The sequence below is a fragment of the Mycobacterium sp. E2238 genome, from assembly GCF_001672665.1.
GTDB lineage: Bacteria > Actinomycetota > Actinomycetes > Mycobacteriales > Mycobacteriaceae > Mycobacterium.
Genome location: NZ_LZKF01000255.1, coordinates 79,369 through 99,029 on the forward strand (window position 1 = coordinate 79,369; position 19,661 = coordinate 99,029).

15 protein-coding genes and 3 rRNA genes are annotated in these 19,661 nt (G+C 62.8%); 3 read left to right on the top strand and 15 right to left on the bottom strand.

Annotated elements, in window-relative coordinates:
* Positions 1-198 precede the first annotated feature (198 nt).
* The gene (locus A5711_RS24290) at positions 199-1,695 is read left to right on the top strand and encodes a DNA-3-methyladenine glycosylase 2 family protein (protein WP_067951014.1); all 1,497 of its coding nucleotides are present in this window, start codon (positions 199-201) and stop codon (positions 1,693-1,695) included.
* Complete coding sequence (locus A5711_RS24295) at positions 1,692-2,195, top strand: methylated-DNA--[protein]-cysteine S-methyltransferase (RefSeq protein WP_067951015.1); 504 nt, start codon at positions 1,692-1,694, stop codon at positions 2,193-2,195. Before A5711_RS24290 ends, A5711_RS24295 begins: the two co-directional genes overlap by 4 nt.
* Positions 2,196-2,256: 61 nt before the next feature.
* On the opposite strand, the gene rrf is transcribed toward A5711_RS24295, so the two are convergent.
* The 4 genes from rrf to murA all read right to left on the bottom strand — a co-directional run bounded on the left by rrf (position 2,257) and on the right by murA (position 8,992).
* Positions 2,257-2,369, bottom strand: a 5S ribosomal RNA gene (rrf, locus tag A5711_RS24300).
* A 92-nt stretch (positions 2,370-2,461) separates the two neighbouring features.
* Positions 2,462-5,559, bottom strand: a 23S ribosomal RNA gene (locus A5711_RS24305).
* 282 nt (positions 5,560-5,841) lie between these two features.
* Positions 5,842-7,370: ribosomal RNA gene (locus A5711_RS24310) — 16S ribosomal RNA — on the bottom strand.
* The 16S, 23S and 5S rRNA genes sit together here, the layout of an rRNA operon.
* A gap of 368 nt (positions 7,371-7,738) precedes the next feature.
* The gene (murA, locus tag A5711_RS24315; RefSeq protein ID WP_067951017.1) at positions 7,739-8,992 is read right to left on the bottom strand and encodes a UDP-N-acetylglucosamine 1-carboxyvinyltransferase; all 1,254 of its coding nucleotides are present in this window, start codon (positions 8,990-8,992) and stop codon (positions 7,739-7,741) included.
* A 140-nt stretch (positions 8,993-9,132) separates the two neighbouring features.
* Between murA and A5711_RS24320 the strand changes: the two genes are divergently transcribed.
* Complete coding sequence (locus A5711_RS24320) at positions 9,133-9,717, top strand: cob(I)yrinic acid a,c-diamide adenosyltransferase (protein ID WP_067951018.1); 585 nt, start codon at positions 9,133-9,135, stop codon at positions 9,715-9,717.
* A gap of 15 nt (positions 9,718-9,732) precedes the next feature.
* Here A5711_RS24320 and A5711_RS24325 read toward each other — a convergent pair whose 3' ends face one another.
* The 11 genes from A5711_RS24325 to A5711_RS24375 all read right to left on the bottom strand — a co-directional run bounded on the left by A5711_RS24325 (position 9,733) and on the right by A5711_RS24375 (position 19,635).
* Positions 9,733-10,176: a DUF2550 domain-containing protein gene (locus tag A5711_RS24325; RefSeq protein WP_082953607.1), complete on the bottom strand. Its 444-nt coding sequence runs from the start codon at positions 10,174-10,176 to the stop codon at positions 9,733-9,735.
* Positions 10,177-10,193: 17 nt separating this feature from the next.
* On the bottom strand, positions 10,194-10,559 hold the full coding sequence (locus A5711_RS24330) for a F0F1 ATP synthase subunit epsilon (RefSeq protein ID WP_067951021.1): 366 nt from the start codon (positions 10,557-10,559) through the stop codon (positions 10,194-10,196).
* 35 nt (positions 10,560-10,594) lie between these two features.
* Positions 10,595-12,061, bottom strand: coding sequence for a F0F1 ATP synthase subunit beta (gene atpD / locus A5711_RS24335; RefSeq protein ID WP_067951023.1), 1,467 nt, complete (start codon positions 12,059-12,061; stop codon positions 10,595-10,597).
* Between the two features lie 22 nt (positions 12,062-12,083).
* Positions 12,084-12,992 (bottom strand): F0F1 ATP synthase subunit gamma, encoded by a 909-nt coding sequence (locus A5711_RS24340; RefSeq protein WP_067951025.1) that lies wholly within the window; start codon positions 12,990-12,992, stop codon positions 12,084-12,086.
* 6 nt (positions 12,993-12,998) lie between these two features.
* A complete protein-coding gene (gene atpA / locus A5711_RS24345; protein ID WP_067951026.1) occupies positions 12,999-14,675 on the bottom strand; it encodes a F0F1 ATP synthase subunit alpha in 1,677 nt (558 codons plus the stop codon).
* Between the two features lie 58 nt (positions 14,676-14,733).
* Positions 14,734-16,074: a F0F1 ATP synthase subunit B/delta gene (locus A5711_RS24350; protein ID WP_067951028.1), complete on the bottom strand. Its 1,341-nt coding sequence runs from the start codon at positions 16,072-16,074 to the stop codon at positions 14,734-14,736.
* A gap of 6 nt (positions 16,075-16,080) precedes the next feature.
* On the bottom strand, positions 16,081-16,614 hold the full coding sequence (locus A5711_RS24355; RefSeq protein ID WP_067951029.1) for a F0F1 ATP synthase subunit B: 534 nt from the start codon (positions 16,612-16,614) through the stop codon (positions 16,081-16,083).
* 9 nt (positions 16,615-16,623) lie between these two features.
* On the bottom strand, positions 16,624-16,872 hold the full coding sequence (locus A5711_RS24360) for a F0F1 ATP synthase subunit C (protein ID WP_024636915.1): 249 nt from the start codon (positions 16,870-16,872) through the stop codon (positions 16,624-16,626).
* A gap of 84 nt (positions 16,873-16,956) precedes the next feature.
* Positions 16,957-17,712 (bottom strand): F0F1 ATP synthase subunit A, encoded by a 756-nt coding sequence (gene atpB / locus A5711_RS24365; protein ID WP_067281249.1) that lies wholly within the window; start codon positions 17,710-17,712, stop codon positions 16,957-16,959.
* Positions 17,705-18,199, bottom strand: coding sequence for an ATP synthase subunit I (locus tag A5711_RS24370; protein ID WP_067951031.1), 495 nt, complete (start codon positions 18,197-18,199; stop codon positions 17,705-17,707). The genes atpB and A5711_RS24370 overlap by 8 nt, the downstream gene beginning before the upstream one ends.
* A 218-nt stretch (positions 18,200-18,417) precedes the next feature.
* Positions 18,418-19,635, bottom strand: a complete 1,218-nt coding sequence (locus A5711_RS24375) for a glycosyltransferase family 4 protein (protein ID WP_156673462.1) — start codon at positions 19,633-19,635, stop codon at positions 18,418-18,420.
* Between the last annotated feature and the right edge of the window lie 26 nt (positions 19,636-19,661).

Genomic DNA, 19,661 nt, shown 5'->3' on the forward strand with positions numbered 1-19,661 from the left:
TCGCCTGACCCCACAAGCCGTGGCCAATCGCGGCGTGGGAGCCTGCTCATGATCCGGGGCAATTTGACATAAAACGAAACATATAGGTGCTCTAACAGGCCTGCAACCTCGACACGTGCGGCAAGGGACAGCGACGGTCCGCACTACCATGTCGTTTTTCCGCCAGTTTTGTCGGCGGGCGGGTGTAAGTCTTGAGGCGTGCACGAAGACTTCGAACGCTGCTACCGCGCCGTCCAGTCCAAGGACGCGCGGTTCGACGGCTGGTTCGTCACGGCGGTGCTGACAACGGGCATCTATTGCCGGCCCAGCTGCCCGGTGCGTCCGCCTTTCGCCCGCAACGTCCGGTTCTATCCGACCGCCGCCGCTGCTCAGCGCGCAGGATTTCGGGCATGTAAGCGGTGCCGTCCCGACGCGTCTCCGGGATCGCCGGAATGGAATGTGCGCGGCGACGTCGTTGCACGAACGATGCGGCTCATCGCCGACGGCACGGTGGACCGCGAAGGTGTCGGCGGGCTGGCGGCCCACCTCGGTTACACCACCCGCCAGTTGGAGCGGCTGTTGCAGGCCGAGGTCGGGGCCGGCCCGCTCGCGCTGGCCCGGGCCCAACGGGCGCAGACCGCCCGCCTGCTCGTCGAGACCACGAACCTGCCCTTCGGCGACATCGCGTTCGCGTCCGGCTTTTCGAGCATTCGCCAGTTCAACGACACCGTGCGTGCGGTCTTCGACAACGCGCCGACGGAGCTGCGCCGACGCGCGGCGGATCCTTCGGGTGCCGCAAGGCTCGGAGCGGCGTCGGCGGGGACGGTCAGCCTGCGGTTGCCGGTGCGGACACCATTCGCCTATGAGGGCGTCTTCGGTCATCTCGCCGCCGGCACGGCGCCCGGATGCGAGGAGGTCCGCGATGGTGCGTACCGACGCAGCCTGCGCCTTCCGTTCGGCAGCGCCGTGGCCGCCCTGACACCGGCGGTCGACCACGTCCGCTGTGTGCTCACTCTCGACGACTTCCGTGACCTGACTACTGCGATCGCCCGCTGCCGACGGCTGCTGGATCTCGACGCCGACCCCGAGGCGGTGGACGGCGCGCTGGCTGGGGACCCGTACCTGGCTCCCGTGGTGGCCAAGGCGCCCGGCCAACGCATTCCGCGCACCGTCGACGAGGCCGAACTGGCCGTGCGGGCGGTCCTGGGGCAGCAGGTGTCGACAAAGGCGGCCAGAACCCACGCCGGCCGCCTTGTCGCGGCGTACGGGGAGCCGGTCGCCGACCCCGATGGCGGATTGACCCACACCTTCCCGTCAGCGGAGCAGCTGGCCGAGATCGACCCCGTCCACTCGGCGGTCCCCGAAGCCCGGCGACGAACCCTCAACGCACTCGTCGCCCGTCTCGCCGACGGCAGTATCGTCCTGGACAGCGGGAGCGACTGGGAGGCCGCCCGCAGGCAATTGCTGGATGTGCCGGGGGTGGGCCCATGGACCGCAGAGGTGATTGCGATGCGCGGCCTCGGTGACCCCGACGCGTTCCCCGCCACCGACCTCGGCCTTCGCCTGGCCGCCAAGCAGCTGGGCTTACCGAGTGGCGAGCGGGCCCTGGTCGCCCATGGCGTCCAGTGGCGCCCTTGGCGCTCCTACGCGACCCAGTACCTATGGACCACCCTCGAGCATCCGGTTAACCAATGGCCACCACAGGAGGTCGCATGATCGAGTACCGCACCATCGACAGCCCGATCGGGCCGCTGACCCTTGCCGGCCAGGACTCGGTTCTGACCATGCTTCGAATGGTCGACCAGACCTACGAGCCAAGCCGCACCGGCTGGGCCCCGAATCCGGCGGCATTCAACGAGGCTACTGAGCAACTCAACGCATATTTCGAGGGCGAACTCACGGAGTTCGATTTCGAATTCGAGCTGCGCGGCTCCACATTCCAGCGGAGAGTGTGGGAGGCCCTTCGGACTATCCCCTATGGCGAAACGAGATCGTACGGACAAATCGCGGACCAGATCGGCGCTTCCGGTTCCGCGAGAGCCGTGGGATTGGCCAATGGCCACAACCCGATCGCGATTGTCATTCCCTGTCACCGCGTTATCGGTGCCAACGGCAGCCTTACCGGCTACGGTGGCGGCCTCGACCGAAAGCGGACGCTGCTCGCATTGGAAAAGAAACGCGCTTCGGTGAATTCGGCTTTGACGCTATTCGATTAGGAACGCGCCGGCGATCAGCGAATGCAAAAACACCCCCGTTGCCGGGGGTGTTTTTGTGTATGTTCGGCGGTGTCCTACTTTTCCACCCGGATGGGCAGTATCATCGGCGCTGACAGGCTTAGCTTCCGGGTTCGGAATGGGACCGGGCGTTTCCCTGTCGCTGTGGCCGCCGTAACTCTATTTAAATTTGGTTTCGGTGGGGGGTGTGGTGTCAGAGCGTCCCGCGACTAATAGTCGCTGGAACTGAAAAGTGGTTGCGATTGTGTATAAGTAAGTTTTCGGCCGGTTAGTGCCAGTTCCCTACACCCATTACTGGGCTTCCAGGTCTGGCCTATCGATCCCGTGGTCTGCGGGGGGCCTTATCCCTCTAAAAGGGTGAGAAACCTGATCTTGGAGAAGGTTTCCCGCTTAGATGCTTTCAGCGGTTATCCTGTCCGAACGTGGCTATCCAGCCGTGCCCCTGGTGGGACAACTGGTATACCAGAGGTTCGTCCGTCCCGGTCCTCTCGTACTAGGGACAGGTTTCCTCAAGTTTCTGACGCGCGCGGCGGATAGAGACCGAACTGTCTCACGACGTTCTAAACCCAGCTCGCGTGCCGCTTTAATGGGCGAACAGCCCAACCCTTGGGACCTGCTCCAGCCCCAGGATGCGACGAGCCGACATCGAGGTGCCAAACCATCCCGTCGATATGGACTCTTGGGGAAGATCAGCCTGTTATCCCCGGGGTACCTTTTATCCGTTGAGCGACACCCCTTCCACTCGGGGGTGCCGGATCACTAGTCCCGACTTTCGTCCCTGCTTGACTTGTAAGTCTCGCAGTCAAGCTCCCTTGTGCACTTACACTCAACACCTGATTGCCGTCCAGGTTGAGGGAACCTTTGGGCGCCTCCGTTACATTTTAGGAGGCAACCGCCCCAGTTAAACTACCCGCCAGGCACTGTCCGTGAACCCGATAAGGGTTCGACGTTAGGTGTCCAATACGATCAGAGTGGTATTTCAACAACGACTCCGCCCCAACTGGCGTTGGGGTTTCACAGTCTCCCACCTATCCTACACAAACCGTACCGAACACCAATACCAAGTTGTAGTGAAGGTCCCGGGGTCTTTTCGTCCTGCCGCGCGTAACGAGCATCTTTACTCGTAGTGCAATTTCGCCGAGTCTATGGTTGAGACAGTTGGGAAGTCGTTACGCCATTCGTGCAGGTCGGAACTTACCCGACAAGGAATTTCGCTACCTTAGGATGGTTATAGTTACCACCGCCGTTTACTGGGGCTTAAATTCTCCGCTTCACCTTACGGTTAACGGGTCCTCTTAACCTTCCAGCACCGGGCAGGCGTCAGTCCGTATACATCGTCTTGCGACTTCGCACGGACCTGTGTTTTTAGTAAACAGTCGCTACCCACTGGTTTCTGCGGCCGAATCCCGCTCCCACCGCAAGGGTGTTCACGGTATTCCGGCCCCCCTTCTCCCGAAGTTACGGGGGCATTTTGCCGAGTTCCTTAACCATAGTTATCTCGTACGCCTTGGTATGCTCTACCTGACCACCTGTGTCGGTTTGGGGTACGGGCCGTGTGTGTGCTCGCTAGAGGCTTTTCTTGGCAGCAGAGGATCACCGAATTCACCTCAATCGGCTATGCATCACCTCTCAGGATTAATGAGCGACGGATTTGCCTATCGCTCTCCCTACAGGTTTGCCCCAGTATTACCACTGACTGGTACGGCTACCTTCCTGCGTCACCCCATTGCTTGACTACTACCAGCGAAGGTCCCACGCAGCCGGCGATCCTCGCACCCCGAAGGGATTGATAGACCACCATTTGGGTGGTTAGTACCGCTGATTCGTCAGGGACGCCCACACACGGGTACGGGAATATCAACCCGTTGTCCATCGACTACGCCTGTCGGCCTCGCCTTAGGTCCCGACTCACCCTGGGCGGACTGGCCTGGCCCAGGAACCCTTGGTCTTACGGCGGGCAAGGTTCTCACTTGCCTTATCGCTACTCATGCCTGCATTCTCACTCCCCCAAACTCCACCACCGGTTACCCGGTAGCTTCGCTGCATGGGGGACGCTCCCCTACCCAACCTTGCGGTTGCCGCGGCTTCGGCGGTGTGCTTGAGCCCCGCTACATTATCGGCGCACAATCACTTGACCAGTGAGCTATTACGCACTCTTTCAAGGGTGGCTGCTTCTAAGCCAACCTCCTGGTTGTCTCTGCGACTGCACATCCTTTTCCACTTAGCACACGCTTAGGGGCCTTAGCCGGCGATCTGGGCTGTTTCCCTCTCGACGTACGGAGCTTATCCCCCGCCGTCTCACTGCCACGCTATACACCACGGCATTCGGAGTTTGGCTGACGTCAGTAACCTAGTAGGGCCCATCGGCCATCCAGTAGCTCTACCTCCGTGGTGAAACACGTAACGCTGCACCTAAATGCATTTCGGGGAGAACCAGCTATCACGGAGTTTGATTGGCCTTTCACCCCTACCCACAGCTCATCCCCTCAGTCTTCAACCTAAGTGGGTTCGGGCCTCCACGCGGTCTTACCCGCGCTTCACCCTGGCCATGGGTAGATCACTCCGCTTCGGGTCCAGAACACGCCACTACACCCCAAAGGGGATGCGCCCTATTCAGACTCGCTTTCGCTGCGGCTACCCCGCACGGGTTAACCTCGCGACGTGTCCCTGACTCGCAGGCTCATTCTTCAAAAGGCACGCCATCACCCCACAAGGAGGCTCTGACGGATTGTAGGCACACGGTTTCAGGTACTCTTTCACTCCCCTCCCGGGGTACTTTTCACCATTCCCTCACGGTACTAATCCGCTATCGGTCATCGAGAAGTATTTAGGCTTACCGGGTGGTCCCGGCAGATTCACAGCAGATTCCACGGGCCCGCTGCTACTCGGGAGTTGATACAAGGTAGGTGCCGGGTTTTCGCGTACCGGGCTTTCACCGTCTACGGCGGGCCGTCCCAGGCCACTTCCGCTAACCACGACACTTTATGACTACCCCTCAGCCAGGTAGAGCTGAGACATATCAATCCCACTACCCCGCACACACAACCCCTACCCGGTTACACATGCGTGCGGTTTAGCCTGTTCCGCGTTCGCTCGCCACTACTAACGGAATCACAATTGTTTTCTTCTCCTACGGGTACTGAGATGTTTCACTTCCCCGCGTTACCTCCCGCACCCTATATATTCAGATGCGGGTAACACGACATCACTCGTGCTGGGTTTCCCCATTCGGAAATCCTCGGATCAAAGCTCGGTTGACAGCTCCCCGAGGCATATCGCAGCCTCCCACGTCCTTCATCGGCTCTCGATGCCAAGGCATCCACCATGCGCCCTTAAACACTTACATACACACAAAAACCAAAGAAGAAATTACACATTTCAACGAATACGCGACCGTTGCCGGCAACGCATCCGTTTAGATGCTCGCAACCACTATCCAATACTCAAACACCACACCCCACCACCAAGATGGAGGGACACCACACGGACTGGCCGAGTGTTGTCTCAGGGCCCAATAGTGTGTCTGGCAATCATTTGCTGTTGTGCACCCGGCCCTCATCCACTACAGATGAGAACCCCGCACGGCTTACACCCCACCAATTGGGGTGTTTTTCGTGGTGCTCCTTAGAAAGGAGGTGATCCAGCCGCACCTTCCGGTACGGCTACCTTGTTACGACTTCGTCCCAATCGCCGATCCCACCTTCGACAGCTCCCTCCCAAAGGGTTAGGCCACTGGCTTCGGGTGTTACCGACTTTCATGACGTGACGGGCGGTGTGTACAAGGCCCGGGAACGTATTCACCGCAGCGTTGCTGATCTGCGATTACTAGCGACTCCGACTTCACGGGGTCGAGTTGCAGACCCCGATCCGAACTGAGACCGGCTTTAAAAGGATTCGCTTAACCTTACGGCATCGCAGCCCTTTGTACCGGCCATTGTAGCATGTGTGAAGCCCTGGACATAAGGGGCATGATGACTTGACGTCATCCCCACCTTCCTCCGAGTTGACCCCGGCAGTCTCTCACGAGTCCCCGGCATTACCCGCTGGCAACATGAGACAAGGGTTGCGCTCGTTGCGGGACTTAACCCAACATCTCACGACACGAGCTGACGACAGCCATGCACCACCTGCACACAGGCCACAAGGGAACGCCTATCTCTAGACGCGTCCTGTGCATGTCAAACCCAGGTAAGGTTCTTCGCGTTGCATCGAATTAATCCACATGCTCCGCCGCTTGTGCGGGCCCCCGTCAATTCCTTTGAGTTTTAGCCTTGCGGCCGTACTCCCCAGGCGGGGTACTTAATGCGTTAGCTACGGCACGGATCCCAAGGAAGGAAACCCACACCTAGTACCCACCGTTTACGGCGTGGACTACCAGGGTATCTAATCCTGTTCGCTCCCCACGCTTTCGCTCCTCAGCGTCAGTTACTGCCCAGAGACCCGCCTTCGCCACCGGTGTTCCTCCTGATATCTGCGCATTCCACCGCTACACCAGGAATTCCAGTCTCCCCTGCAGTACTCTAGTCTGCCCGTATCGCCCGCACGCTCACAGTTAAGCCGTGAGATTTCACGAACAACGCGACAAACCACCTACGAGCTCTTTACGCCCAGTAATTCCGGACAACGCTCGCACCCTACGTATTACCGCGGCTGCTGGCACGTAGTTGGCCGGTGCTTCTTCTCCACCTACCGTCAACTCACGAAGTGAGCCTTCGTCGATGGTGAAAGAGGTTTACAACCCGAAGGCCGTCATCCCCCACGCGGCGTCGCTGCATCAGGCTTGCGCCCATTGTGCAATATTCCCCACTGCTGCCTCCCGTAGGAGTCTGGGCCGTATCTCAGTCCCAGTGTGGCCGGACACCCTCTCAGGCCGGCTACCCGTCGTCGCCTTGGTAGGCCATCACCCCACCAACAAGCTGATAGGCCGCGGGCCCATCCCACACCGCAAAAGCTTTCCACCACAAGGCATGCGCCAAGTGGTCCTATCCGGTATTAGACCCAGTTTCCCAGGCTTATCCCGAAGTGCAGGGCAGATTGCCCACGTGTTACTCACCCGTTCGCCACTCGAGTACCCCCGAAGGGGCCTTTCCGTTCGACTTGCATGTGTTAAGCACGCCGCCAGCGTTCGTCCTGAGCCAGGATCAAACTCTCCAAACAAAATCTCCTCGCAGAACGAGGTGAATTTCAAATCAGAGAAAATCTGACCTAACAAAAAGACACCAAATAACTGGCATCAAAAATTGCCATACCCACACACGGGGAGTGCTAGGTATGGCCAAAAACAACAACAAATAAAAAGACCAAACACACTATTGAGTTCTCAAACAACACTTGTTTCGCCCGTTTTGGGGCAACCCTGCCAGCTTAATACAAGTCCGGCAGTGGAGTCAACTCCCAGTTTTGGTCTTCCAGAGACCGTTTCGGGAGCAGCCGTGCCAGGCTAGTACCAATCCAGCGAGGGAGTCAAGCGCCCGGGGTGTCGACCGCCTGGTGTGGCGACCGGCCCTGCGGGGCACTGACTTTGGTTACTCTACCCGCTCGATCTCCGCTCCCAAAATCGCCAGGTTTTCGACGAACAAGGGGTAGCCGCGATCGATGTGGAAGACGTCGTGGACCTCGGTGTCACCGTCCGCGACGAGCCCCGCCAGCACCAGGCCGGCGCCGGCCCGAATGTCCGAACACCACACCGGGGCGCTCGATAATTGCGGCAGTCCACGTACGACGGCATGGTGACCGTCCGTGCGGGCGTCGGCGCCCAACCGGATCATTTCTTCGACGAAGCGGAAGCGCGCCTCGAAAACGTTTTCCGTGATCATCGACGTGCCGTCGGCGATGGACGCCAGGGCGATCGCCATCGGCTGCAGGTCGGTCGGGAAACCGGGGAACGGCAGCGTCGCGACGTTGACGGCTTTGGGGCGCTCGTACTGGGTGATCCGGAAGCTGTCGTCCGTTTGGGTGACGGTGGCGCCGGCGTCGTGCAGTTTATGCAGCACCACCTGGAGGTGGGCCGGGTCGACGCCCGTCACCGAAATGTCGCCTCGGGTCATTGCGGCCGCGATGCCCCACGTGGCGGCGACGATGCGGTCCCCGATCACGCGGTGCTCGGTCGGGTGTAGCCGGGGAACGCCGGTGATGGTCATGGTCGGCGAACCCGCACCTTCGACCTGCGCGCCCATTTGATTCAACATGGTGCACAGGTCCACGACATCGGGCTCGCGCGCCGCATTGTGGATCGTGGTTACGCCCTCGGCCAAGACGGCGGCCATCAGGATGTTCTCGGTGGCTCCCACCGACGGAAACTCCAGCTGAATCTCCGCACCGCGCAACGTGTCGGCTTGGGCGACGACGCAGCCGTGCTCGATGTTGCATTGCGCGCCCAGTTGGCGCAGGCCCGACTGGTGCATGTCGAGCGGACGAGACCCGATCGCGTCACCGCCCGGCAGCGCAACCCTGGCCCGCTTGCACCGGCCGACCAGCGGACCCAGCACGCAGACCGATGCGCGGAACTGGCGCACCGCGGCGAAATCGGCGTCGTATTTCGGCTCGTCGGGCGAGGTGATGCGGGCGACGTCGCCGTCGAGCTCGACGGTGGCACCGAGCCCACGCAACACCTCGGCCATCAAAGGCACATCGAGGATGTCGGGGCAGTTGGTGATGGTGCTTGTGCCTTCGGCCAGCAGGGTCGCGGCCATCAGCTTGAGCACACTGTTTTTGGCGCCGCCCACTGCGACTTCGCCGGACAACCGGTTGCCGCCGGTCACCACGAATCGCTCAGCCACCCGCGTCAGTCTAGTGAAGCGGTATCGGCTTGTCAGTGAGCCCAGCTCGGCGACGACGCACTCCGCCCAGCGCAGCGAAGAGGAGGCGGGCAATCGAGCCGAGCCGTCATGCCTACCCGGGGCGCAGTACCGTTTTGCTCATGGCGATACACCTGACCCGCATCTATACCCGAACCGGTGACGACGGCACGACGGGGTTGAGTGACTTCTCGCGGGTCTCCAAAAACGACCCCCGCCTGGTCGCGTACGCCGATTGCGACGAGGCCAACTCGGCGATCGGCGTCGCGATCGCGATGGGGCAGCCCGACGAGGAAATCGCGGGCGTGCTGCGGCAGATCCAGAACGATCTGTTCGACGCCGGCGCTGACCTGTCGACCCCGGTGGTGGAAAACCCCGAATATCCCCCGCTGCGAATCACCCAGCCCTACATCGATCGACTGGAGGTCTGGTGTGACAAATATAACGAGCACCTGGCCGCGCTGAATTCCTTTGTGCTGCCGGGCGGTTCGCCGTTGTCGGCAATGTTGCACGTCGCCCGCACCATCGTCCGTCGAGCGGAGCGCTCGGCGTGGGCGGCGATCGATGCCACGCCGCAGCAGATCAACGTGCTTCCGGCGAAATACCTGAACCGCCTCTCGGATCTGCTTTTCATCCTGGCGCGCGCGGCAAACCCCGACGGCGACGTGTTGTGGAAGCCCGGCGGAGGCACACCGAGCGCGGGTTAGCCTGCGGCGCAGGGCTTAAACGCTGCGGCGACGAGCGCGTGGTGACGGACGGGACTCCAGCCAGGACAGGAAGGCCGTCAAAGCGCCCTTGTCCAGCGCGATCTCGTAACCGGTCCTGCGGTCCTGGGTCGTATCGCGCAGCTCCACCACGACGATCTCGTCGGTCATGATGTCGAATTCGTCGCCGCGCGGCGCACGCCGGGCGACGATCTCCACTCCCCTGCGGCTGATTCGACGGTCCGGCCATAATCGCAGGCTGGACAGTCGGTAGAACGCCGCCTCGCCGCCGCGGTACCGAATCACGCCGTGACGCCAGCCGTGACCTCCGACCGCGGGGATGTCCCGCATGATTCCCGCCGTGCCGCCCTGGCGCAGCTTCCACAACCGATAGCTCAGCGCGACGACCGCGCCCGCCAAGACGACAACGAGCGCGACCATGCTGATCATGGGCGCGCTCACTGTCTTACCCGAGGCGGCTAGTCGATTGCGCCGACGGCGCGTAACCTGCCGCGCCCCCGCGCCGCGATGCGCGGGTCGTCGGACTCGGATTCCTCCCTGGCGGCGCTTTCGTCGATCTCGGATTCGAAAGCGGCGGACTCGGCCAGGACCGTCACCGTCTCCTCGGTGACCGACAGGAACCCACCTTCGATGGCGACCCGCAGATCGTCTTCGCCTTCGCGCTCGACGCGCACCATCGCGTCGTCGACCAACTGGGCGACAACAGGGATATGCCTGGGCAGAATGCCGATTTCACCGACGGTGGTGCGGGTGAACAGAAACGTTGCCTCGCCCGACCATATCTTCCGGTCGACCGCGACTATCTCAACGTTCAATTCAGCCATGCCACAGAGCCTTTCAGAGCCGTTTCACTCACGCCTCAGGAATCCAACTTGGCGCCGAAGCCTTCGGCCTTCTTGGCCAAGTCGTCGAGGCCGCCGATCAAGAAGAACGCCTGCTCCGGTATATGGTCGAAGTCGCCCTTGGTCAGACGGTCGAACGCCTCGATGGTCTCCTTCAGCGGCACCGTCGAACCCGGCTGACCCGTGAATTGCTCGGCCGCCATCATGTTCTGCGAGAGGAACCGCTCGATGCGTCGTGCGCGCTGAACGAGCTGCTTGTCTTCTTCCGACAGCTCGTCGATACCGAGGATGGCGATGATGTCCTGGAGGTCCTTGTACCGCTGCAGGATTCGGATGACCTCCTGCGCCACCCGGTAGTGCTCGTCACCGACGACGCTCGGGTCCAGGATGGTCGAGCTCGATGCCAGCGGGTCCACCGCGGGGAAAATTCCCTTGGAGAACACCGAGCGCGACAGCTCGGTCGTCGCGTCCAGGTGAGCGAACGTCGTCGCCGGCGCGGGGTCGGTGTAGTCGTCGGCGGGCACGTAGACCGCCTGCATCGACGTGATCGAGCGGCCGCGCGTCGACGTGATGCGCTCCTGCAGCTCGCCCATCTCGTCGGCCAGCGTCGGCTGGTAACCCACGGCCGACGGCATGCGGCCGAGCAGTGTCGACACCTCGGAACCCGCTTGGGTGAAGCGGAAGATGTTGTCGATGAACAGCAGCACATCCTGGCCGGCCTCGTCGCGGAACCACTCCGCCATCGTCAGCGCCGACAGCGCCACCCGCATACGGGTGCCGGGCGGCTCATCCATCTGACCGAACACCAGCGCGGTGTCTTTGAGCACGTCGGCTTCTTTGAGCTCGACCCAGAGGTCGTTGCCCTCGCGGGTGCGCTCGCCCACGCCGGCGAAAACCGAAGTACCACCGAAGTTTCGGGCGATACGGTTGATCATCTCCTGGATGAGCACCGTCTTGCCCACGCCGGCACCGCCGAACAGCGCGATCTTGCCACCGCGCACGTACGGGGTGAGCAGGTCGACGACCTTGAGCCCGGTTTCGAGCATCTCGGTGCGGGGCTCGAGCTCTTCGAAGGCCGGCGGCTTGCGGTGGATCGACCAGTGCTCGAAGTCCTCGCCGTAGCCCGGCTTGTCCAGGCAGTCTCCGAGCGCGTTGAAGACGTGACCCTTCACCTCTTGGCCGACCGGTACCGAGATCGGCTTGCCGCTGTCGGTCACCTCGACGCCGCGGACCAGGCCGTCGGTGGGCTGCAACGAAATGGTGCGAACCAGGTTGTCGCCGAGGTGCTGTGCGACCTCCAGCGTGAGGGTCTTCTTGAGTTCCTCGAACGTGATCTCGGCGTTTAGTGCGTTGAACAGTTCCGGTACGGATCCACGGGGGAACTCGACGTCGACCACGGGGCCGGTGATTCGTACCACGCGGCCGCTGGTCTCGGAGTTGGTGGACTTATCGGTCTTTTCTGTTGCTTCGGTAGTAGCAGCCATATCTTTTCTTCTTCCTCGTGTGCTACTTGGCGTCGGCGAGCGCGTTTGCACCGCCGACGATTTCGCTGATCTCTTGGGTGATCTGAGCCTGCCGCTCGCGGTTCGCCATCAGCGTCAGCTCTTTGATCAGGTCGTCCGCGTTGTCGGTCGCCGACTTCATCGCTCGTTGGCGCGACGCGAGCTCCGATGCCGCCGACTCGAGTAGCGCGGCGTAGACGCGGGTCGTCACGTAGCGCGGCAGCAACGACTCGAAAAGCGTTGTCGCATCTGGCTCGAACGAATACAGCGTATGAAGTTCCTCGGTGTCCTCGACATATTCCACGACCAGCGGGGCGATGCGGTGGGCCACCGCTGCCTGCGACATCATCGACTTGAACTCCGAGTAGACGATGTGCAGTTCGTCCACGCCTTGGTCGTCCGACGACTCGTCGTCGCCCGCACCCTTCATGAACGTCTCGACGAGAGTCGAAGCGATCTCCGCGGCGTTTTCGTAGCTGGGCTGCTCGGAGAAGCCCGTCCACGATTCGGTGATGTCCCAGTTGCGGAACTTGAAGTAGTTCAGCGCCTTCCGGCCGACCGTGTACACGACCGGCGTCTTGCCTTCCTCCCTCAGCAGCGAGAACAACTCCTCGGCCCGGCGGAAGATGCTGGAGTTGTACGCCCCGCACAACCCGCGGTCGGAGGACACCACCAGAACGCCGGCCCGCTTGGGTTCTTCTCTCTCGACCAGCAGCGGGTGATCGAGGGCGGCTTCGGACGACAGCGTGGTCAACATCGCGGTGATCTGAAACGCATAGGGCCTAGCGGCTTCCAGCCGAGCCTGCGCCTTACCGATGCGCGATGTCGCGATCATCTCCTGGGCCTTGGTGATCTTTTTGATCGACCCTGCCGAACGAATTCGGCCGCGTAGTTCGCGAAGTGTGGCAGCCATTGTTAGCTACTTCTTGTCCTTACCGCTCTTGGAGTCCTTCTTGTCCTTCGGCTTCTCCTTCTTGACCTGGACCGACTCCTTTTCGAGATCCTCCTCGTCCAAGGGCTCGACGTGCTCGTCGGGCACCACCGATCCACCGCCGGTGGCAGCGAAGCCCTTCTTGAAGTTGTTGATGATCTCGGTCAGCTGGTTCTCGCCCTCTTCGGAGAGCTTTCCGCTGTAGCGGACACCGGCCAGGAACTTCTCTTCCGACGCCCGCATGTGGTCCAGCAACTCGGTTTCGAAGCGCCGGACGTCTTCCACCGGCACGGAGTCCAGGTGACCGCCGGTGCCCAGGAAGATCGAAACCACCTGCTCCTCAACCGGCATGGGCTGGTATTGCGGTTGCTTGAGCAGCTCAACCAGCCGTTCACCGCGCTCCAGCTGCGCCTTGGACGTCGCGTCCAGGTCCGAAGCGAAGGCCGCGAACGACTCGAGTTCGCGGTACTGCGACAGGTCCAGACGCAGCGACCCGGCCACCTCTTTCATGGCCTTGATCTGCGCCGCACCGCCCACGCGGGACACCGACACACCAACGTTGATGGCCGGCCGCACACCCTGGTTGAACAGGTCGGACTCCAGGAAGCACTGGCCGTCGGTGATCGAGATGACGTTGGTCGGGATGTAGGCCGAGATGTCGTTGGCCTTGGTCTCGATGATCGGCAGACCGGTCAGCGAGCCACCCCCGAGGTCGTCGGAGAGCTTCGCGCAGCGTTCCAACAGCCGCGAGTGCAGGTAGAACACGTCACCGGGGTAGGCCTCGCGACCCGGCGGGCGGCGCAGCAGCAGCGAGATCGCGCGGTACGCCTCGGCCTGCTTGCTCAGGTCGTCGAAGACGATCAGCACATGCTTGCCGTCGTACATCCAGTGCTGGGCGATCGCCGAACCCGTGTACGGCGCAAGCCATTTGAAGCCGGCGGAGTCGGAAGCCGGGGCCGCGACGATGGTGGTGTAGTCCATCGCGCCACCCTCTTCGAGGGCCCGACGGACCGAGGCGATCGTGGTGCCCTTCTGGCCGATCGCCACATAGACGCAGCGGACCTGCTTCTTTTCGTCGCCGCTCTCCCAGTTCTCGCGCTGGTTGAGGATCGTGTCCACGCAGACGGCGGTCTTGCCGGTCTTGCGGTCACCGATGATCAGCTGCCGCTGACCGCGACCGATCGGGGTCATCGCGTCGATGGCCTTGATGCCGGTCTGCAGCGGCTCGCTCACGCTTTGCCGCTGCACCACGGACGGCGCCTGGATCTCCAGCGCGCGGCGCGTGTCGGTGTCGATGTCTCCCCGGCCGTCGATGGGGTGGCCGAGCGGGTTGACGACGCGGCCCAGGAACGCGTCGCCGACGGGGACGGACAGGACCTCGCCGGTGCGCTTGACCTGTTGGCCCTCTTCGATTTTCTCGAAGTCACCCAGGATCACCGCGCCGACGCTGTGCTCGTCGAGGTTCAATGCGACGCCCAGGACCCCGCCCGGGAACTCGAGCAGCTCCTGGGTCATGACGGAGGGCAGGCCTTCGACGTGCGCGATGCCGTCCCCGGCCTCGACGACGGTACCGACCTCTTCGCGGGAGGTGTCGGAGGTGAAAGAGCCTACATACTCCTCGATGGCGCTCTGGATGTCATCAGCGGAGATTGTCAACTCGGCCATGGCTTTTCGTCTTCCTACTTGATCTTCGTTCGCGTGTGGTTGTGGTAGGTGGTTGGTGTCAGTCCGGCAGTTGCGCCTTCGCTGCGGCGAGGCGAGAAGCGAGTGTCCCGTCAATCACTTCGTCTGCCACGGAGATGAGCAGACCGCCGAGCAGTTCGTCGGAGACCTGCAGCTGCACCGTCACCGGATGGCCGTAGATACGGCCGAGCACGTCGGTGAGGCGAGATCGTTGGGCGTCGCTGAGTTCGGCCGCCGCACTGACCCGCGCGACGATCTCGCCGCGGCGCGCCACCGCGACTTTCGCCAGGAACTGGAAGGCCTCCTCGGCGGACTCGCCCCTGAGCAGTTGGACGGTTTGGGTCAGCAGCGCCACGACGATCGGGTCGACCCGGGCGCTGGCACTGTCAAGAACCTTGCGAAGCAGGTCGATTCGGCCTTCAACCGGAACGCCGTAGTCGCCCAACAGGATCCCGAGCCGGGGCTGTGCGTCCAGGATGCGGGAGAACCGGAACAACTGGTCTTCCACGTCGTCGACCTTGTCCTCGCGTTCGGCGACCTCGAGCAAGGCCTGGCGCGAGATGTGCTCGATCGCGTCGCCCAAATCGGAGTTGGCCGACCAACGCTCCGAGACGGCCATCCGCAGAACGTCGAGCGTGGCATCGGCGACCTTGCCCGAGACCAGCCGCTCGATCAGCCGGATCCGGGGCGCCGCATCCTCGGCGGGCACGGTCAGGTACCGGGTGACAACGATCTCCCGGTCCAGCATTTCGGCGACCGAAACCAGCTCGGCGGACAGGCTGGAAAGTGCCTTATTGTCAAGGTTTTTGGCTATGTCGCTGAACCGCTCCGCCAGGCTGGCAACCGCCACCCGACTGGCGGAGCGCATCTTCGCCAGCAGCGGGTATTGGACCTCCGCGGGTGCCGGGGCCATCGCTTCGAGGTCGTCCAGGAAGCGATCGACGGTACCCGCTTGTTGCGCGGGGTCGGCGACGTAGTTACGCACCAGCTCGCCCGCCTGACGCACCGCCTCGTGACCGAGCTCCAGGCGAAGCTGGCGGCTCAGCTGGGTGCGCAGCAGGTCGGCCTGGCGGGCACCCTGCGCGGTGATGCGTTCGGACTCGACGCCGCCCTGGGTCCGGAACTGTTCGGCGATGCGGCCGGCGTCCGTCTCGGCTTCTTCGACCAGCCGCTCGGCTTCGGTCTTGGCGGATTCCACCGCGTTGCTGTGGGCCGTGGTCGACTCGCTCAACCGATCTGCCGCTGCCGCAGAGTCTTTCAGCTGTTGGCGCACGGTCTCTTGGCGGGCGGCCATCAGACGACGTACCGGCGGCACGACGTAACGCATGACCAAAAGCACGATGGCCGCGAAACCGATCAACTGCCCGATGAATGTCGACATACGCGATTACCGTCCAGATTTCCCGGTTGCCGATGTTGCCGCGGTGGCCGGGGCCACTTCGACGCCGAGGATCCGGCTGGCCAGCGTCGCCGACATGGCCGCCACGTTGGCGCGCAGATCCAGCTCCACGGCGTCTCTCTCCCGCTTGAGTTGCTCGGAGGCCATTTGCAACGTCGACATCACCTGTTGCTCGGCACTGGCGCGCGCGTCTTCGACCACCTTACGGCCCTCGGCGCGGGCATTGTCGCGCAGCGACGACGCCTTAACCCGCGCCTCCGTCAGGGCCTCTTCGTAGTCGGCCTTGGCGGCGTCGAACTGCTCGGCCGCCTTCTTGTTGTCGGCGGCCGTCTTGGCAACCATGGCGTCGCGTTCGCGCAACACCCGCATGACCGGCGGCACGACGAAGGTGCCGATGACGGCCAGCACAATCAAGAAGATGGCCAGCACGAAGAAGAAGGTGCCGTTGGGAACGAGGAAGTTGTTGCCTCCCTCTGCCACAACCTGGCTGGATGCCAGAACGCTCAGACTCGCGTCACCCATCACAGCGAACTAGGTGCCGACGGGTGTGGCGAAGACGAACAGCGCCATGAACGCCAGGTTGATGAAGTAGGCCGCCTCGACCAGACCGACGGTGATGAAGAACGGCGTGAACAGCCGGCCTTGCGCCTCGGGTTGCCGGGCGATGCCGGAGACCAGCGCGTTACCGGCGATACCGTCACCGATACCGGCGCCGATCGCGCCACCGCCCATGATGAGTCCACCGCCGATGAGCGCAGCGGCAGCGACTTGGGGGTCCAGAGCCATTCTTATCCTCCTTGATAGCTGGTAGCGGTCTACCAGGCCTCTGTAATGGTGTGTGGGACAAAGCGATTCATGGTGGACTCAGTCATGATGTTCCTCGATCTCCATGGCTTGGCTGAAGTAGAGGATGGTCAAGATCGAGAAGATGAACGCCTGGATCGCCCCGACGAACAGGTCGAAGGCCTTCCAGATCGCGTTGGGCGCCCACATGATGTACGGCGGGAAGAGCGCGATCAGCGCGACCAGGATGCCGCCGGCGAAGATGTTGCCGAAAAGTCGGAGCGACAACGAGATTGGCTTGGCGAGCTCTTCGACGAGGTTGATCGGGGCCAGGAACGCCACGTGACCCTTGAGCACGGCGAGCGGGTGGCCGACGATGCCGCGGCGCCAGATGCCCGCCACGTGATAGCAGACGAACACGAAGAGGGCCAGCGCCAGAACGTAGTTGATGTCCGCGGCCGCCGACTTCAGCAGTTCGGTGGTGTGCCCGGACTTGTCGGTGTACTGCAGCGGGAGCACCGACAGCCAGTTGGAGATCAGGATGAACACGAAGATGGTGACGGCCAGCGGCAACACGAACGGCGCGATCCGCATCCCGACCGCACTCTCGATCTGATCGCGCATCTGGACGGTGATGGCCTCCCAGAACAGCTGCACACCGCTGGGGACCCCGGTGGAAGTGATCTTCGCCCGCAGGAAGAAGGCGAGCGCCAGCACGATCACCGCGGCGATCGCGGTCGACAGGATTGTGTCGGTGTTGACCGTAAGCCCGAGCCATTTGGCCTGGTTGTGCTCACCAACTTCGATCGCGGCGGCCAGGAACGTCGTCTCAGTCATCGCTGCTGCCTCTTCCTTCCGTTCCTTCCGCTCCCGCCGTCAAGCCGCCTCCGTCCGCGGGATGGGCGTCCGCCCAGTCACCGGCACGCAGCTTCTTCCAGACCGGAAGCGCCGTCGATGCCACTAACAAGACCTGGAAAAGCGCCAGCCCGAACACGACACCCAAGCCGGCGGGCCGGAAAATGTAGGCGATGATCAGCCCGATGATCGTGATGATGGCAAGCCGGGTAGCAGAATTGAGCGCCATCGTGCTTTTCAGCGGGTGCTCTTTCGCGGTGATCGACGCGACCGAACGGCGCACCAGAAGGGCGTTGAGCAAACCGAGCAGCAGCCCGACGCCGAAGAAGACCCCGACCATCAGGTGACCGGTCAGGCCGGCGACGACGACTGCCACCGCAGTGACCGCAATGCTGAGGACGAACAGGCGGACCGGGCGGAAGGCAACAGAGGGAAACACCAACGGCGCGTCCTGCGCTGGTGTCGTCACTGCAGCACCTCAATCCCAAGTTGGTGAAGCGGGAGTCCCCCGACCGACTGATCGGTGGCCCGCCGAGCGTATCGCACGTCACAGTGGAATCACCCAAGGGGTATCTCCCGACGTGAATCCCCAGCCGACCCAATCGGATCTGCGTCCGATGGACCGGCATTCTGTGCGGCTTTTTGGGGTTCTACCTGCACCGTACCATATGGAGAACGCCACTACTACTAGCTGTCGTAGTCCTCGTCTGCGTACTCGTCCCGACGGCGCAGGAGCGGGATCGCCGTCGCGATGCCGGCGACCACGATCGCGCCCAGCATCACCGCGGCGGTATCGCGGGGATTGAAGAAGATCGTGCTGGCGGCGCCGAACGCGACGATGCCGACCCAGAGGTAGATCAGCAACACCACCCGGCGGTGCGAATGGCCGATCTGCAGCAACCGGTGGTGCAGGTGCATCTTGTCGGGGCTGAACGCGCTGCGGCCCGCGCGGGTGCGGCGCACGATCGCCAGCAGCAAATCGAGCATCGGCACGAACATGACGGCGACCACCAGCAGGAACGGCGACAGCAGCGCGAACACGTCGCGCGCACCGTAGGCGTTTTGCGAGACGGGGCCGGCGGCGGTGGTGGAGGCCGCGGCGAGCATCAAGCCGATCAGCATCGACCCCGAGTCGCCCATGAAGATCTTGGCGCGGTGGAAGTTGTGCGGCAGGAAGCCCAGACAAGCCCCCGCGAGCACGACGGAGATCACGGCGGGCGGATAGAAGAGGACATCGCCGCCATGATCACGCAGCAGGCCGACCGAGAACATGCAGATCGCCAGCGCGGTGATCAGTCCGAGCCCCGCGGCCAGTCCGTCGAGTCCGTCGACGAAGTTCATCGCGTTGACGATGGACACCGTGAGCGCCAGCGTGAGCAGGATCGACGAGGCTTGGTCCAGCACGATGGTGCCGACACCGCCGATCGGGATGTAGAGGACGCTCCAGGCCACGCCCATGGTGACCAGCACGCTGGCGGCGGTGATCTGGCCGGCGAACTTCGTCAGGGCGTCGAGCCCCCAACGATCGTCGATGAGGCCGATGCCCATGATCACCGCGCCGGCCACCAGCACCGCCGGCATACCCGTCGAATAGACGAACCCGCGGGTGAGCGCCGGAAGCTGGGACGCCAGGAAGACCGCCGAAAGGACGCCGAGGAACATCGCCAGTCCGCCCATGCGGGGGGTCGGGGTCACGTGTACGTCACGTTCCCGCGGATAGGCAACCGCACCCAGCCGGGTGGCGAGCACGCGCACGGGACCGGTGGCGAAGTACGTGATGATGGCCGCGGTCAGTCCAACGAGTGCAAGCTCGCGCAGCGGGACACCGGTGCCGCGGTCGGCCAGGGCGAGCAAACCACTGGCAAGGTCGGTTACGTCGCTGGACACGTCGAGACCGTACTGCACCAACCTGGCAACCAGAGAACCGCTCG